Below are 15,961 nucleotides of genomic sequence, written 5' to 3'. Positions count from 1 at the left end.
CCTTACTACCGCAGCGAACAGTGGAACACGGGGCGTACACGCTGAAACGCTACGTCTATCAGTTTGGCTTTTGAACGCCATACTTAGTCAAAGCCAGGAATTTGTTGGCTGGACGTTCGTCGCTTAACTTCGCATTTCCACACAAGCGTTCGTCACTGCCCAGCATGTATCGCTTCAGCTGCGGTCCCGCTACTACTGCCACAAACAAGTCACTGAGCTCGTCAAGACAATCGCTTGCGCTTAGCACACCCTGTTGTTGGGCTTTATGCAGTTCGCGTCGAAGGAAGTCGAGGAACTGTCCAGGGCCTGCGGCGTAGCATTCTTGTGAGAGCATTTGGTCGCCGGTAGAGATAACGATGACCTGCAACTTAAGAAACGCTTCGTCCTGGGAGCGGGCTACCAAGTGCCCGGCAATTACATGCAATCTGCTCTCACAGTCTTCGGGTAGAGCTAGCGCCGCAATCTGCTTGGCGTGACGGCTCGCCTCGAGTGCTACCAAAGCGCGGACGACACCAATTTTTCCGCCAAAACTTGAGTAAATCGTTCGTACGGCAGCTTTCGCTTCCGCAGCGATGGCCGCTAGGCTAACCTCATGAAATCCTGAGGCGCAGAACAATCGGAATGCCGTCGCGAGCATCTCTTCGTCGCGCTCCACGACTTCAGAATTACGGCGGCGCCCTCGCTTGGTTTCCATTCCTATTACCTGAAGGTCCGCTGAGCAAGCATCACGACTGCAGATATCGCAGCGAGAATCATGAGCAGCGAGAAGTAGTCAAGCCCAGCCAGCAAGGTAGCTTGCTGAGACAGTTGTTGCCCCAGTTGTGCCATCGCTTGTTGCGGCCCAAAGTTTGCGGTCAGTTGGTCACGCAGTGCAGAGAAGATAGCATCACCGTTGCTGAAGCGTTCGGTGAGCACATTGTAGTGCTCACTGACACGCCATTGCATGCCAACCGTGGAGCCTGCAATTCCAAGCGCGATGCCGAACTGCGACATCATGTTCTTAATCATCTGTCCGTGGTTGAAGCCTACAGCGTGCTTCTGCAGCTCAGTGAAGGTATGGATGGCGGTCGTGGCGAGCACAAGAATCAGGAACACACCAAACGCTGCAATGGCAGGAAGGACGTCTCGAACCAGGTCAGCGTTCAGGTTAACCCGCGAAAGCTGCCAAGCAAAGTAGAACAATGCGGCGAAACCGACGACATAGAACTTACGTGGGCTCGGCGACTTCCTAAGGATGAGTATCATCGCTACGAACGCAATCAGCGACGACAAAAGGCCCAGAGTCTGAATCTCGCCGACTGCAACCCACGGTGCACCAAGTGCACGCTGCAGAAGGACTGGCAGCATCGTGTTGTTCGCGCCTAGGATTACGTAGCAGAAGGCGAACAGTCCAAGACCAGCAAGGTAACGGGTATGAAGCAGGCTGCGGATTGCCAGAAGCGGACGCTCATGACGAGCCTGGTGAAAAATCACAACTCCCAGACCGACGACACTAACGAGAAGACACAGGAACAGCGGCGTCGCGTTTTCGTAGAAATCGAATGCTGCGCGCTGCAGGCCGTAGAGTCCAAAGAGGCTGGCGCACAAAATCGACACAGTAAGCCACGGGCTATTCTGAGTACGAGCTTCATCGTTGACTAAGTCACTAGGCAGCGCAAACTGGGACAGTAAAGCGGCGCCGGCGGCCAATGCTGCTGGCACCACGAAAATCAAAAACCAGTTGTCGGCGTCCACGCTGACCGAAGCCAGCCAGGGAGCGAAAGCATTACCCAACGCCAGTGCGCTACCGAATGCACCAATGCCCTTCATCCGCTCGGGGCTCGGTGGAATAAGGTTGATGAGTAGTCGTGCTGCTGTCATGAAGCCAGCGCCACCGAGTGCCATCACAAAGCGGCCCAGCAGGAACTGTGCGAACGAGGTGCTAGTTGCGCAGATTAAGCCTCCCGTCACGAACAAAGCTGCCGAGAGTTGAACATACAGGCGCCATCCGAGACGCTCAACCAACCAGTGCTGTGCGGCGATGGCAGTAATTGCCACGGCAGCGTAAAGCACAGTCGCCAGCACAAAATCATCCGGCGACGCGCTGATTTGCCCCATGATGGCGCTAGCGCCGAAGGCAATCATGCCCGACTGCAGAAATTCAGTCGCATTCAGCAGGAAGACGATACCAAGCAGCGTACGTTGATGCGGATGGCGCAGGCTTTGCATTTCAGTTCCCCTTGGCGAGTTGAACCGTGTGTTGACCAACGATGGTGTTCTCAGCGATGACCTTTTGGACGAGTTGGTCAACTTGAGCGAGCTCGGTGCTGAAGACATCCGTGCTGTAGTGAGTCAGATTTTTCTGGCTCTTAACCGGCACGCCTGCATTGCTGCGAGTTGTGTCGACACTTACCTCCATGGACAAGCCCAGCTTCAAAGGATGCGCAGCCAGTTCAGCTGGTGCGATAGCGACACGTACCGGAACACGTTGCACAACCTTTATCCAGTTACCGCTCGCGTTCTGGGCCGGCAGTAGCGAGAAGGCACTACCCGTTCCCGCATCCTGGCCAACGACGGTGCCGTGGTAACGAATGTCTTTCCCGTAAAGGTCAGCAGTGAGAACTACAGCTTGACCAACGCGCACATGACGCAGTTGGGACTCTTTAAAATTCGCATTGACCCACATTTGGTCCGACGGGACGATAGACATCAGAGGGCTTGCCGGGCTCACACGTTGGCCAAGCTGGACGTTGCGTTTGCTGACAACGCCGCTAACAGGTGCACGAACCACAGTGCGGGCATTTGCAAGGTAAGCGTCGCGCAGTTGAGAGATAGCGGCTTGGACGTCCGGATGATTTGCAACGTCAGTCTTATCCACGAGCGAGCGAGCGCTGTTCTGCTGTTCACGAGCGACGATAAGTGCAGCGCGAGCTGCCTTCACTGCGTCCTCAGCGTGCGTCACGTCTTCACCGGAGACTGCACCGCTAGAAATCAACTGGCGGCGACGCGCCAGGTCAGCTTCGACTTTCGCCAGGTCGCTTTCGCGCAGCGTCACATTGGCACCGGCCTGGGTTGCGTTCGAGAACTGAGCACGGACCTGTCGTACGACGTGAGCCAGCTGAGCCTGAGCACGGCCCAAGGCTAGTTTGGTGTCGACATCGTTAAACTGCACAAGGACTTGGCCAGCTTGCACATAGTCTGTGTTGTCTGCGTTGATAGCGACGACACTGCCGCTTAGCTGAGGCGTAACTTGGACGATATTGCCGTCGACGTACGCGTCTTGGGTGCTCTCGCCATTGGTATCGACAAAGTGCAGGGTTGCTGCGGTAGCTGCTGCGGCAAGAGCGACGAGGATAGCGGCTACAACAATTTTTTTGCCGTGCGATTTCGATGCTGCGGCCGGGGTGTTAGCTGAGGTAGTCATGTTGGTTACCTTAGAAATTACGAGTTGGTAGGATTCGGGGCAGCAGCAACTTGGTATCCGCCACCCAGGGCACGCACCAGGTTGATATCAAGGTCGAATGCACGAGCATCGAATTCGATAGTTGCGCGGGAAATAGTCAGAACTTGGATTTCGGTGCTTAAGACCTGGAGGTAATTTCCCAGACCAGCGCGGTATCTCTGGACCGAAAGGTCGTGAGCCTGCTGAGCGGACTGCAGAGCTTGCGCTTGCAGTGCTGCGCGCTCGTTCAACGCTTTAATCGAGGTAAGCTGGCTCACAACGTCTCGTACTGCATCGACCAAGGTCGCGTTGTATTGCTCAACTGCCGCGTCGTACTCGGCATCACGAGCTGCCAGGTTGCCGCGAAGACGACCACCGTCAAAAATCGGGAGACTCAGAGCTCCACTAGCGCTAGTGACACGGCTACCAGCAGTAAGCAAGCGGTCAAAACCGAGACTTTGCAGTCCAACGAGCGCGCCCAGGTTAAACGAGGGTAGGAACTGTGCTTTAGCGACCTTGATGTCATTCGAGGCCGCTTCGACTCTCCAGCGCTGAGCCACCACGTCAGGGCGACGAGCAATCAGCTCGCTCGGCAGTTCAGAGGGAATCGCCGGCGCTGCTGACTTATGCATTGCCGGCCGGGTGACAGCATCACCGCGGTCAGGACCCGCTCCGAGCAAGGCAGCGAGCTGATAGCGCGCCAGCGAAATGGCTTCCTTGGTTGCGGCAACTTGTTCACGAGCGAGAGGAACGGCAAGTTCAGCTTGCTTCATGTCGACGACAGAATCGAGATGCGCTTGGACACGCTCTTTCGTGAGGCGCAAGAGGTGTTCCCGTTGCGTGACAACAGCTTCGGCCAAGTCGAGCTGTGCGTACGCTTGGGAGAGACGAAGGTAAGACTGGGTAATTGCGACGGCCAACATCAAACGGGCTGCCTGAGCCTCAACTTCCGTCGCATGCTGACGACCAATTGCTGCAGCTAATCCAGACTGATTCTTGCCCCAAAAATCGAGCTCGTACGACAAGTTGATGCTTGCATCGTTGTTCCAAAACCAGTTCCCAGCCAAAGGCTTAGGCACATTGCTGTTCTCGCTGAACAGTTGGCGACTCGTACGCGCCCCGCCCGATACCTGTGGCGACAGGTTCGACTCGGCAATGGCGCCGACAGCTGCTGCTTGGCGAACACGTGCATCTGCAATACGAAGGCTTGGGTTTGACGCCATCGCCTCTTCGATTAACGAATTCAGCTGAGCGTCGCCATAACGGGTGTACCAGTCACGTGCCGGCCAAGCTGCCGGAGTCACTGCAGCACCCGACGTTGCCTTGTTTGCGGTGAGGTTGCCACCGTTGCTGAGCGACGCCTGAGGTTTCAGACCGCCATCGCTCGCACACCCAGCCAGGAGTGCTAACGAAACAAGGGCCGTCATCGCTGAAATCGAATGCTTCACTATGTTCTCCTTACTTGCCTAGGCAAGCATTTCTATAAAAAAAATCTACTTGCGTGCGTTCGAAATAACGCGCTGAAGGAAAAACTGCAGCTGCGCGGTCTCAACGTCGGAAAAGCCGTCAAGCATTTTGCGATTCACCTTGCTAACGACTGCCATAATTTGGGGATACAACGCAGCTCCTTGCTCAGTCAACTCCAAGTTGATGATTCGGCGGTCAATCTCAGAAGGTACTCGACGGATTAGACCCTTCTGCTCGACACGGTCAATGAGGCGCTTCATTGCGCCAGGGTCATAGTCGAAGAAGCGAGCAAACTCGCTAAGGGTTTTCGCACGCTCGTGAGCAATTCCGATGACAATTTTGAACTGTGCCGAAGTGATATCCAGCGGTGCCAGCTCCTTCTCAATCTCAGAAAAATTCGCATTCCGAGTTTCGTTGAGCAAGAAGCCCAACAAGCCCCCCGCCATGCTGCTCCACTCAAAAACCTGTTTGGTATTCATAATTTTCCTCAGTCAGTGAAGTCATTCTATTGCCTAGGCAAAGAAAGTCAAGGACTATCGCCACGTTGCGTAGTGGTCCCTCGAAATCATCAGGATTGGCTCAGCCGAAACTGGGACCGGCCGCCGCCTACAGGTCCCGCTCAACGAGCTGCAAGGTTCCAACCGCAACTAGGCAATCTTGAGGTCAACGAGACCGCTCTGCAGCGAAACCGCGGCGCGAAGCCGCGAGGCGGTAGCCAATTGAGAGAGGTCGCGACACTGGCTGTTCGCGACCAACTTCGCTTGCTCTATAGAGCCTTCTTGAAAACTACTTCGACTCCCTCTTCTGTTGCGTCACTCTCGCTCCTGGCCATTTCCTTACCCCCTTTGAACGCAATGAGTGTGCCTTGCATCGTGGCCTTCAACTTCGCTACTACGGGCTTCTGAGTATCAAAATTCACGGTCAATAGCGTGACATCTTTGTACTTCGGTGACTTAAGAAGCTTGTCTTGTATCGGCTTCTGCATCGCCGACGTCAAGCACCAAGTTGCAAAGATATTCACAACGACTGGCTTTCCTTCCTTGGCCAACTTGTCAAACATCTCCTGGGAGTAAGCGGCAGTTTGGCTGGCATTTGCCAAAGTCGTGAACATTGTGAGAACGATTGCTGATGTGATGGTGCGAAGTTTCATAAAACCTTACTAAATTGTTAAGTTCTGACCCGATAAGCTCTACCAATAAAAATTTGATAAGGACTTGGCAGAGTGTCTAACGATGCTACAGCTCCACCTTTTACTGTAGACAACCGCAGCATCGTATTGATGTATTATAAATGCATCTTTTCAATGTTGCTTGCCGTTGAGCCACTTCCGAACAGCGGCTTGCGTCATGATTCGACCTATAACTACGCGAGCTCAACAATTTGTTTTCATATAACAAATAACACTATTCCCTCTTTCGGAGAGGTAGTAATATCGTCAATACGGACAACGAACTAACACCTGTTTAGCTCATACAGTTGGTAGCGAGGATGGTGACTGGTCGAGTAAATGTTCGTTTGCGAATGCACCGGCACCCATGTGAGGTTGACGATGAAATGCAGAGAATCCCTCCTAACATCCAACCCTGAAGCTGGGACTTCTTGTCCAGGCAATTCATCTCCAGAAAACAGCCCTGAGATAACGCTTCGGCAAGCAATGCTCCTTATGGAGTTTGGTAGCTGGACATTTTCGCCGGCGACCGGGATGGTCTCAGTGACCCCTAGTGCTCGAAGCATTATCGGTGAGTCGAAAGCACACCCCTTCTGCGTCACCGAGCTGCTACGAGCTATTAGCCAAAAAGAGCGACACGAGTTCTTCTTGTCATATCGCCGCCTAGTTTCGCGCGAGTCTGCCAGTGAAGTACTTGACTTCGCTTTGCCATTGGACCATCACGAGATTCGGCATTTGAGGGTTGCGTTCGAACTGCGTAGCGAAGGTGGAGGCCGGCTGAGTGACGTGACAGGACTGGTGCAAAGCACTACAGAAGTTCACACCCTAACCCAACAGTTAGAGCAGTTGAGCTACTACGACAGCGTTACCTCTCTCCCTAATCGAAAGCGGTTCGACGAAATCTTCGCAAAGCGACTTGAGGAGCGTGCGGTTACAGGCGCCGAGTTAGCATTCCTCATTGTCGACCTCACACGCTTCAGAGAGGTCAACTACGCTTTGACTCACGTTGTTGGTGACGAGCTACTAAGAATGGTAGGACAACGAATTCGTGCGGTCCTGCATGACCGCGACGAGGTTGCCAGGGTTGGCACACGCTTTCCCGTTCTTCTTCAAGATGCAGATGTCGAAAGGGCCGCTCAGTGTGCGCACGCAATTTGCGCTGCACTTGAGGTACCGTTCCAGCTCGGGGGCATTTCATACGAGATTGGTGCTCACATTGGCATCTCTCATTGCCCGAGTGACGACACAACCTACCCAGGACTACTTCGCAAGGCCGATATCGCCGTCGAACAGGCGGCCCACAGAGGTCAGTCGGTGGCGGCCTACGATGCCAAAATTGACAGGCATACGCCTTACCGCTTAGGCCTGATAGGAGACTTCCGCCACGCTGCAAAAAACGGCGAAATCCGACTCTACTGTCAGCCGAAAATCGAGATGCGCACTCGGACAGTCATCGGAGCGGAGGTACTAGCCAGATGGGTTCACCCGACGAAAGGACTTATTCCGCCTGACGAATTTGTCGAGCTGATTGAAGGTACAGAACTAATCCATGTGCTGACCAATCACATGCTAGCTGGCGCCGCTCAGTGCGCGTTAAGCTGGCAGCCACTCGGAATAGCTGTGCCCTTAGCCGTAAACTTGTCCACTCAGGACGTAGCTACTCCTGCACTGGCACAGTACCTCGCCAGCCTATTAAAAACGACGAAAATCGACCCCAGTCTACTGGAGCTTGAGGTCACGGAGCGAAGTCTGATGCGCAACCCTACGGGAAGCATCGCCGAGTTGAACCGTCTACGCGACATGGGATTTCGCCTGTCGATTGATGACTTTGGAACCGGCTACTCATCATTAAATTACCTGACTCAGCTACCTGTCGACGTCATCAAAATCGACCATAGCTTTACGATGAAGATGGTTCACGACAAGCGCTCCGCAACAATTGTGCGTTCCACTATCCACATGGCTCACGACTTAGGCATGACAGTTGTCGCTGAGGGAACCGCGGACGTCGATATCTGGAACGCTCTCGAAGCGTTAAATTGCGATGAAGCGCAGGGCTACTACATCGCGAGGCCCATGCCGATTGAAGACTTCTCAAACTGGCTACAAAGCGTGAGCAAATCCTATCAGTACGCATCGTCTAGCCAGCAAGTAGCCAATCACGCCCGGTGAGAACGGTGTTACGAGCCCGTAGGCGCACTAGTCATATGACTGGTGCACCGAAACCTCATGTATCCGGCTGACTAGGTCTACTTTCCACACCGCGCCATTCTCTTTACAACCAAGCACCCGACATCAGGATGACTGCGGAGCCTTGGTGGACTTCCGCTTTTTTGTCCCCTTTGCTGGAACGGTCGGTTTCGTCGTTGCTTGGCTGACGGGCTCTTGTGCCGCAATGGCGGCCAACTCAGTGTCCATCGCACTCATCCAACCTTCGTAAGCTGGGCCGGCGTAGATGCGTTTCGCCTCAGTGATGATATGTTTGGCGTAAGGGTAGCACTTGCGAGACCTGTACGCTTTCGCTACCTCGAGCAATCCATCAAGCGTTACCTTGTTCAACTCATCCAAGACATCCATAGCCGCTTCGCGGTCTGCCGCCTCTGGAGCAGACACCGACATCTGCATGTATCGCCGAGCGACTTCATCGACTGACTGTAAAGTCGACAGCGTGCCTGCCATGGTTCGGTCGTCACATTTAGCACTCCCGACCATAAAATTCGCGGCCGTTGTCTGAACAGACATGTACGCTTGCTGAGCGCTCGATAGCGCAGCATCAGCTTTCTGGTCTTCTTCCTCAGTCGAAAAACCACTGTCATTGTCGGGTTCTGTCTCCACCATCGCGGGGGTTACAGGAGCACGATATGTTGAGTAGGGATTAGACGTCGCACAAGCGCCTAGGAACACGGTCAATGCCGCAACCAAGGCAGAATTTCTCATTCCCCATCCCTCGGCTTAGTACCGGCAACTCCTGTGTGCGGGTTAGTGTTACCCCTCGTGCTGTAGTTGTTATTGCGAGTGCTATCAGCGTTCGTTGCGAAATAAGGCTGTACGAACTGGCCATCTCTACGGTAATACCCGCTCACCAAGTGCTCACTAGTCGACATAGGCCTGGCCGAACGACTCTTCGCGTACCTCGACACGTGGGTAGCTTTGAATCCGCTATTGACGTGATACGCGCTTCGCTTACCTCCGCCATAGTGGCTAGCGCGCCCGGATTTTCCATACGCTTTGCCATGGCTGGTATGACCAGAGTGGGCACCATGCCCTCCTCCATGCCCACCTCCTGGCCCCGCATAAGCGGAAGAGCAGGCTAGTAACGTAGTCAGGGCGATTCCAATCAAATGCCACAAAGTCCTAATGGTCTTCATCTTGTCTCCATAATTTCGGACGCAGCTAATTTCTGCAAACAACGCAAAAATTTTAGCATGAAAGAATTGCAACACTCAACGTTAGAGTTGTTGGAAGACGATGTTTGTGGAAAGCATCTAGGTAGACTTGTAGCTGTAGTCGGTAAGGTGCTTTGCGTGTTCGATGACAATTTCAGAATTGTTTTCGAATACAAAAATTGCACGAATCCGGTCACCAACTGCGGAGAACTCACAAGAGCGCATCCTTACCCCAAGGATTCCAGCAAGCAGACCAACGTCTGCATGTACGAACTCTAAATGAGCCTCTTTAAAGGACTGGGGTTTCGGTCGCTCTGCCAACGCTCGCCAATGCACAATGCCTGGGTCAAAACAAAGTAAGTGCCATACGTCGCCAAATTTCACGTAAGTCACGGAAGCGCTACATATCGGCACGCCGTTGACTTGGGGAGATTCGCAAATAAAGCCCTGACACGTTTCACCATCGAGCTTTGGGGTGTCGCCTAGGAATTGAAGTCCTTGCATTAGAAATTGCCTTTTCAGTTCTTTAGCATACTTCTCGTGATAACCCTGGCGTTCATAATGAACTAACCTTACCGACATACTTCCATGCAGCTTAAAGAAGCTTTTCGGAATTATGCCATGTTGCTTGGATACCTACTGGTCAGTTTAACTAGATTCGCATCGAGACTTTCTTGCGCTTTGGCTTTGGCGGTATAGCGGCCAATAGGATTTTTACTTTGGCTCCTCGTTTTTAGTGCACATTGGCTACCCGCAGCGCCGGCGGTGGTACCTACAATTACTACGTCGCAACCACACAACCACCTAAGGAGAAACATCATGACGCAACGTACCGACTTCTACACCGCCTCCCCGGACGCAATGAAAGCCCTCATCGCCCTCGAAGTGGCTGTGAGCAAACTGGGTCTGGAAAAATCGCTGCTGGAACTCATCAAGCTGCGCGCATCGCAAATCAACGGCTGCGGCTTCTGTGTCGACATGCACACCACGGACATGCGTAAGGCAGGTGAAACTGAACGCCGCATCAACACTGTCTGCGTGTGGCGTGAAACCCCGTTCTTCACTGAGCGCGAGCGCGCCGTCCTGGCCTGGACCGAGGCACTGACTCAGGTTTCGACGTCGCACGCACCGGACGCAGACTACGAAGCGCTGGCCGCCCTGTTCTCGCCGAAAGAAATGGTGGACATCTCGCTGGCAATTTGCACCATCAACGCATGGAACCGCCTGGGCGTTGGCTTCCGTAAGCAGCCGGCTGCGTAAGATTATGAAACGCTTTAGCTACCTGTTAGCAGCTTTCGTGGCTTGTTTCGCGCTGAACGCATCGGCGCACGATGGCCACGAAACCGGCAAGGAAACCCGAGCACTTTTGCAGCATCGTGCTCTTCCAGATGCTCCTGGTAAGGTTGGTATCATGGCTACGGTTCACTATGCACCTGGTCAAGCATCGATTCCGCATGAGCATCCTGGCTCGGTGTTCGCCTACGTTCTTGAAGGCGAAGTTACCTCGCAAATGGAGGGTCAACCTCCCGTAACTTACAAAGCGGGAGAATCTTGGTACGAGACTCCACATGCTGGCCACCTGGTGTCGAAAAACGCCAGTAAAACCAAGCCAGCTACTCTTGTGGTGTTTCTGCTGATGAACGATGGCGAAGAAATTCTGAAACCTCGCTAACTCATCTCCAGCAAGATATCCCGGACCCGTAGCAATGCGGGTCCGATATCTAACGTTTCGATTGCGCCGTAACCCAAGAATAATCCCTTCTGAGGCGTACGCTCTGTATAGAAATCTTGAAGAGCGTAGAGTCCCACATCTGCTCTCCGAGCAAGTTTCTGCAGTAAGCGAATATCAATATCACGAGTTGTAACTGCCGCGACGTGAAAGCCTGCAGTATTCGGAATCAAACGGAACCAAGGCTCAAGCGCTCCTTGGAAATGCTTTATTAGCTCGTCTCTTCGAGTAGCGTAAATCCCGTGACCTCTCCTAATGTGCTTTAGCAGCGACCCGTCGTCAATAAAGTGCGCAAGCGCGTACTGAGCTGCAGCTGGACTATGCCAGTCGAAGACGTGCTTCGCAGCCAGGAGCGCCTTCACAAGCGCTGGAGGCGCAACTACGTAGCCAAGCCGAAGCTCAGGCAACATAACTTTTGAAAATGTGCCAACGAAGGCGACAACACCGTGCTGGTCCATGCTCTGCAGCGAGTCCGTCGGACGTCCTTCGTACCTGAACTCGCTGTCGTAATCATCTTCAATGATTAACGCACCGATTTCGTGTGCTTTCGCAAGCAGCTTTTCACGACGCGCTTGACTCATCGGCATACCAAGCGGGAACTGGTGTGCAGGCGTTGTGTAAATCAATTTTGTTTCTGGCGGAATCTCATCGACAATTATTCCTTCCTTGTCGACTCCGACGCTTACAACCTTCGCTCCTTGTCCAGTGAAGAGGAGCCTTGCCATAGGATAGCCTGGGTCTTCCATGGCGACGACGTCGCCCGGGGAAACCATCACACGCGTCAAGAGGTCGAATGCCTGCTGTGCACCATTAGTGACCACCACCTCAGAGCTCGTACAACGAACTCCGCGCGAAAAACCGCAATGCCGCGCTATAGCTTCGCGTAAGGCAGGCACTCCCTCCGTTGGTCCATACTTGCCTAGTACACCATTGTTCTTTCGCAGGCCGAACAAGGTGCAACGGCGCCACTCATCATGCGGAAAATGAGCCGGCGCCGGCATGCCACCAATGAACTCGTACTTGGAACTGCCCTCTGGCATAGCATGCCGCAGTGGGGTCTCCAACGTTCTCCAGAAGTTCAGTGTCGAATTGTTCTCGATTGCACAATCCGCCTTCGCCACTTGCGCCGGCGTACGTGCAGAATTGACAAAACTTCCCTTCCCGATGTGCCCAATGACTAGCCTGTCATATGTCAGGCGAGAGTAAGCGTCGGAGACAGGCTTTCTAGATATGCCCAACTGTTCAGCGAGCAAGCGCGAAGGCGGAAGCTGTTGTCCGTGCTTTAATCGTCCCTCAGCGATGGCCGCGGCGATTCCTCGATAGACCTGCCCCGAAAGGTCAGTGTCGCCGGCAATTTGTAAGTGTAGTTCCATTGGACCTCCCTAAATTGTCACCTGCCTGGATAGCAATGATGAGAATCTGGCTTGTTTTTCAATCTTCGAGCGCTGTTAACGCTTCTTTGGGCAATGCTATCGGCCGTATTGTTGTCTAGGACAGCATACCTCGGGTCAGCATAGCTGTCCGACTGCACTCTGCATAGATATTTGGAGTATGCTAGAACATTCAGTTGAAATCTATCTTTAGAAAATGCGGCTTACCACGTACACCGACTACTCTCTCCGTACCCTGCTGCACATCGGAAGCAACCGCGACCGTCTTGTGACTATCCACGAGATTGCAGAGCTTCATTCAATCTCAAAGAACCACCTGATGAAGGTAGTTCATCAACTCGGCATCATTGGTGTCCTAGAGACAATTAGAGGCAGGAACGGGGGCCTAAGGCTCGCGCGTGAGCCGAAAGACATCAATCTCGGTGCAGTAGTCCGCTCGACCGAGAGTGACTTCTACATGGCAGAGTGCTTCAATCCAAACGGGCAGCCATGCGGACTCGTAGGCGCCTGTGGCCTTAAGAGCGTCCTTGCTGACGCGACGGCTGCATACTTGAAAGTCCTCGATAGCAAAACCCTAGCTGACCTACTGCCAGAGCCAGCACCTGCCGCAGCCCCCATCAAATTTCACCCCCGTGCTGTAGAGACAGAAAGCTAATTTTTCGGCTAGCACATGTTCTTGTTGTCAATACCAATAAAGATGTATATTATATGCATCTAAATGTAATGTTCGCTACAACTAGCGAGAGCAATGGGGTTAGAAGCCATAGGTTCTAGTCGGTCTTTCCAAGCCTCTGCCACTCTCTCAAGATGGAGTCGACGACTACCTCTGCCATCGCTGCTGTGCCTGACCACTTCATCGTCTGTGTCATACGAGGAAAAGCAATCAGCCCATACACCGCGGCCAATAGTGCGTCAGCAGCTAAGCGTGGGGACATTGGAGACCGAGGAAGACTATCGAAAAACACTTGAACAGCATCGTAATAGACACTCAGCGCACGTACTACAACAGGTGTTTGGCCGAAGAGCTCTGCGTCGTCTGCGGTGGACTCTTTAACCGGCATTGCAAAAAGAACATCGAAATGTTCAGGGTTTTTTAGCCAATAGTCCACTGTACCGATAAACAGGTCACGCAAGCGCAGGAACGGGTCAGACTGCTGCGACACAAGCATTTCGAAAACTGCGACGGCATCTTCCATGTCGCGCTCACGAACCGCTCTGTACAGAGCGCGCCAGTCGGAGAAGTAGCTGTAAATAGTTCCTGGGCTATATCCTGCCTCCGCTGCGATACGTCGAAGCGAGACCTTCGAGGGGTCCCCTTCCGACAACAGTTTTCTTCCTGCTGACACAAAGGCCTGACGCACCCTAGCCTTGTCTTCATCGGCCCTGGCACGGCCCTTACTTGCGCTGTCTGTTCTAAAAGTCATCGTGATTCCTGTGCGTTACATCTACTAGTCGAATAGTGTAACCGTGCTAGCAGTCACACAACAAAACTGAGGCAAGGACTTGATTACAACGGTCAATACAAAAACGTAGACACGCATAATTGAACGCGTATAATTAATTATCGCTGCTATGAAGATACCCGTCAAGGATACGCAGACATGTGTAGTTGTCTGCCCTGTTATTGCACCCACGTAGGGTGGCGAATTAGTCCTCTCCAGCGATTGAACTTGATAAGCAGACCAACATGCCGGTCTCAACTCAACATCTAGTCTCATCGACCTAGGGACACAAAAGGCGAAACATGAACAAATTTAACGTAGGCACCAGACTTACCATTGGCTTTAGCTGTATCTGCCTTCTCCTCTTCACAGCGATTGCAACAGCCATCATCTGCCTCTCCGATTTAGGTGCTGGCACCCAGCGCATAGTCAACGAAAACGTACCGCGGATTGCCGCCTCGAACGCTCTCCGGTCGGAGGTTGACAGCATTGCCATCTCGCTTAGAAACATGATGCTGAGTAGTGACTCTAAGGACCGGTCGCAACAGACCGCACTTATCGAAACAGCTCGCACGAACATCGAACGTCTCAGCGCCGAATTAACCCGCACAACGCTTGCCGAGCAGGACCGTCAAATTTTGAAAACGGTAATCGAACGCGGCGAAGCGTATCAGCGTGGCCAAACTCAACTGCGTGAAATCATCGCCAAGGGTACGGAAGACGAGGCAAAAGCGTATCTGTCAACGCAGTTGCGTCCAGTACTTCTCAAGTACAAAGAGGCACTGAAAGCGCAAATTTCAGCACAAGAACAAGAGATTAACGACGTTGGCAAAGAGGCAGTTTCCAGCTATCTGCACTCGCGGAACGCTCTCCTCGCTCTCGGGGCCGCTGCAATTATGCTGGCTGTGGCAATCGGCTTTTTGATTCGACGCGGCCTTCTCATGCAACTTGGTGGCGAGCCCTCTGTCGCCGCAGGTGTGGCGAATGCCATTGCAAACGGAGACTTGGCCGTGAAGGCAGTAGTCAAGCCAAACGACACATCAAGCATGATGTTCGCCATAGAAAGTATGAGGGCGCAGCTTTCTAACCTTGTTGGCCAAGTGCGAGTCTCGTCGGAAAAAATTAAACAAGGGTCGCTGGAGTCAGCAGCTGGGAACCAGGAGCTGGCAAGTAGGACTGAACAGCAGGCCAGCGCCTTAGAGGAAACTGCTGCGTCACTTGAGCAGCTCACTGCGACCGTAGCGACGAACGCTCAAAACGCCGTGATGGCTAATGAGCTAGCTGTGTCAGCGTCCATGGTCGCCAAGAAAGGTGGCATTGCCGTTGAGCGCGTAGTCGAGACTATGGCTTCGATTAACGAAGCTGCAAAGAACATTTCGGAAATCATTTCAGTTGTCGACGGTATCGCTTTTCAAACCAATATCTTGGCTCTCAACGCTGCTGTCGAAGCAGCTAGGGCTGGCGAAGAAGGCCGTGGGTTTGCTGTTGTTGCCGGGGAAGTACGGACTCTTGCACAACGCTCTCATGCCGCTGCCAAGGAAATCAAGTCCTTAATCGAAACTGCGGTCGACCGTACGACTGAAGGTGCAGCCTACGTTGCTGAGACAGGCACGACGATGGAAGAGATTATTTCGAGCATCGGACGGGTTACCCAAACACTTGGAGAAATCACTACCGCTAGCGCTGAACAAGCTTCAGGCCTCAGCCAAATCAACGCCGCCGTTGTTCAGATGGACGACGTCACGCAACAGAACGCAGCTTTAGTCGAAGAGGCAGCAGCAGCATCTCAAGCGCTAGAAATGCTTGCAAGTGACCTCAGCAAGACTGTTAGCGTATTCAAGCTAGAAAGCAGTAGCCCCCACAACTCGAGTAAAGCCGCTAAACGCGTACCTCTGTATGCAGCGCTCGCCTAGGTAAAAAACCGATTCGCTCAAGGACCAGGGCGCCGTCAAGGCGC

General features: G+C 53.2%; 14 protein-coding genes. 5 read left to right on the top strand and 9 right to left on the bottom strand.

Annotated elements, in window-relative coordinates; all coding sequences use genetic code 11:
- Positions 1-58 precede the first annotated feature (58 nt).
- The 6 genes from AC1DOP_RS01355 to AC1DOP_RS01330 form a co-directional block, all read right to left on the bottom strand.
- Complete coding sequence (locus tag AC1DOP_RS01355; protein ID WP_477249319.1) at positions 59-694, bottom strand: TetR/AcrR family transcriptional regulator; 636 nt, start codon at positions 692-694, stop codon at positions 59-61.
- A 5-nt stretch (positions 695-699) separates the two neighbouring features.
- The gene (locus tag AC1DOP_RS01350; protein ID WP_477249317.1) at positions 700-2,208 is read right to left on the bottom strand and encodes an MFS transporter; all 1,509 of its coding nucleotides are present in this window, start codon (positions 2,206-2,208) and stop codon (positions 700-702) included.
- A 1-nt stretch (position 2,209) separates the two neighbouring features.
- A complete protein-coding gene (locus AC1DOP_RS01345) occupies positions 2,210-3,403 on the bottom strand; it encodes an EmrA/EmrK family multidrug efflux transporter periplasmic adaptor subunit (RefSeq protein ID WP_477249315.1) in 1,194 nt (397 codons plus the stop codon).
- A 17-nt stretch (positions 3,404-3,420) separates the two neighbouring features.
- Positions 3,421-4,869, bottom strand: coding sequence for an efflux transporter outer membrane subunit (locus AC1DOP_RS01340; RefSeq protein ID WP_477249313.1), 1,449 nt, complete (start codon positions 4,867-4,869; stop codon positions 3,421-3,423).
- 45 nt (positions 4,870-4,914) lie between these two features.
- On the bottom strand, positions 4,915-5,367 hold the full coding sequence (locus AC1DOP_RS01335) for a MarR family winged helix-turn-helix transcriptional regulator (RefSeq protein ID WP_477249311.1): 453 nt from the start codon (positions 5,365-5,367) through the stop codon (positions 4,915-4,917).
- A 287-nt stretch (positions 5,368-5,654) separates the two neighbouring features.
- Positions 5,655-6,038, bottom strand: a complete 384-nt coding sequence (locus AC1DOP_RS01330; RefSeq protein ID WP_477249309.1) for a thioredoxin family protein — start codon at positions 6,036-6,038, stop codon at positions 5,655-5,657.
- 513 nt (positions 6,039-6,551) lie between these two features.
- On the opposite strand from AC1DOP_RS01330, the gene AC1DOP_RS01325 reads away from it, so the two are divergent.
- Positions 6,552-8,228, top strand: coding sequence for a putative bifunctional diguanylate cyclase/phosphodiesterase (locus AC1DOP_RS01325; RefSeq protein ID WP_477249307.1), 1,677 nt, complete (start codon positions 6,552-6,554; stop codon positions 8,226-8,228).
- A 123-nt stretch (positions 8,229-8,351) separates the two neighbouring features.
- On the opposite strand, the gene AC1DOP_RS01320 is transcribed toward AC1DOP_RS01325, so the two are convergent.
- The gene (locus AC1DOP_RS01320) at positions 8,352-8,993 is read right to left on the bottom strand and encodes a hypothetical protein (RefSeq protein WP_477249305.1); all 642 of its coding nucleotides are present in this window, start codon (positions 8,991-8,993) and stop codon (positions 8,352-8,354) included.
- Positions 8,994-10,261: 1,268 nt separating this feature from the next.
- Here AC1DOP_RS01320 and AC1DOP_RS01315 point away from each other — a divergent pair.
- Both AC1DOP_RS01315 and AC1DOP_RS01310 read left to right on the top strand, forming a co-directional pair.
- Positions 10,262-10,702: a carboxymuconolactone decarboxylase family protein gene (locus AC1DOP_RS01315; protein ID WP_477249303.1), complete on the top strand. Its 441-nt coding sequence runs from the start codon at positions 10,262-10,264 to the stop codon at positions 10,700-10,702.
- Positions 10,703-10,706: 4 nt separating this feature from the next.
- Positions 10,707-11,114, top strand: a complete 408-nt coding sequence (locus AC1DOP_RS01310) for a cupin domain-containing protein (RefSeq protein WP_477249301.1) — start codon at positions 10,707-10,709, stop codon at positions 11,112-11,114.
- Here AC1DOP_RS01310 and pdxR read toward each other — a convergent pair.
- A complete protein-coding gene (pdxR, locus tag AC1DOP_RS01305) occupies positions 11,111-12,544 on the bottom strand; it encodes a MocR-like pyridoxine biosynthesis transcription factor PdxR (protein WP_477249299.1) in 1,434 nt (477 codons plus the stop codon). The two genes, AC1DOP_RS01310 and pdxR, sit on opposite strands and share 4 nt — an antisense overlap.
- Positions 12,545-12,758: 214 nt before the next feature.
- On the opposite strand from pdxR, the gene AC1DOP_RS01300 reads away from it, so the two are divergent.
- On the top strand, positions 12,759-13,217 hold the full coding sequence (locus AC1DOP_RS01300) for an RrF2 family transcriptional regulator (protein ID WP_477249297.1): 459 nt from the start codon (positions 12,759-12,761) through the stop codon (positions 13,215-13,217).
- 115 nt (positions 13,218-13,332) lie between these two features.
- Here the strand turns inward: AC1DOP_RS01300 and AC1DOP_RS01295 are convergent, their stop codons facing one another.
- Complete coding sequence (locus tag AC1DOP_RS01295) at positions 13,333-13,986, bottom strand: TetR/AcrR family transcriptional regulator (RefSeq protein WP_477249295.1); 654 nt, start codon at positions 13,984-13,986, stop codon at positions 13,333-13,335.
- Positions 13,987-14,306: 320 nt separating this feature from the next.
- Between AC1DOP_RS01295 and AC1DOP_RS01290 the strand changes: the two genes are divergently transcribed.
- Positions 14,307-15,917 (top strand): methyl-accepting chemotaxis protein, encoded by a 1,611-nt coding sequence (locus tag AC1DOP_RS01290; protein WP_477249293.1) that lies wholly within the window; start codon positions 14,307-14,309, stop codon positions 15,915-15,917.
- The last annotated feature ends 44 nt before the right edge of the window (positions 15,918-15,961 follow it).

Source organism: Massilia sp. 01N410, assembly GCF_056399665.1.
Note: the sequence above shows the minus strand (reverse complement) of the source record. Positions and strands in the feature narration are given on the sequence as shown.

Coding starts and splice junctions, on each gene's coding strand:
- AC1DOP_RS01335 (WP_477249311.1), bottom strand. CDS start 5,367: ATGAATACCAAACAGGTTTTTGAGTGGAGCAGCATGGCGGGGGGCTTG.
- AC1DOP_RS01355 (WP_477249319.1), bottom strand. CDS start 694: ATGGAAACCAAGCGAGGGCGCCGCCGTAATTCTGAAGTCGTGGAGCGC.
- AC1DOP_RS01295 (WP_477249295.1), bottom strand. CDS start 13,986: ATGACTTTTAGAACAGACAGCGCAAGTAAGGGCCGTGCCAGGGCCGAT.
- AC1DOP_RS01315 (WP_477249303.1), top strand. CDS start 10,262: ATGACGCAACGTACCGACTTCTACACCGCCTCCCCGGACGCAATGAAA.
- pdxR (WP_477249299.1), bottom strand. CDS start 12,544: ATGGAACTACACTTACAAATTGCCGGCGACACTGACCTTTCGGGGCAG.
- AC1DOP_RS01290 (WP_477249293.1), top strand. CDS start 14,307: ATGAACAAATTTAACGTAGGCACCAGACTTACCATTGGCTTTAGCTGT.
- AC1DOP_RS01310 (WP_477249301.1), top strand. CDS start 10,707: ATGAAACGCTTTAGCTACCTGTTAGCAGCTTTCGTGGCTTGTTTCGCG.
- AC1DOP_RS01320 (WP_477249305.1), bottom strand. CDS start 8,993: ATGAGAAATTCTGCCTTGGTTGCGGCATTGACCGTGTTCCTAGGCGCT.
- AC1DOP_RS01350 (WP_477249317.1), bottom strand. CDS start 2,208: ATGCAAAGCCTGCGCCATCCGCATCAACGTACGCTGCTTGGTATCGTC.
- AC1DOP_RS01345 (WP_477249315.1), bottom strand. CDS start 3,403: ATGACTACCTCAGCTAACACCCCGGCCGCAGCATCGAAATCGCACGGC.
- AC1DOP_RS01330 (WP_477249309.1), bottom strand. CDS start 6,038: ATGAAACTTCGCACCATCACATCAGCAATCGTTCTCACAATGTTCACG.
- AC1DOP_RS01325 (WP_477249307.1), top strand. CDS start 6,552: ATGGAGTTTGGTAGCTGGACATTTTCGCCGGCGACCGGGATGGTCTCA.
- AC1DOP_RS01300 (WP_477249297.1), top strand. CDS start 12,759: ATGCGGCTTACCACGTACACCGACTACTCTCTCCGTACCCTGCTGCAC.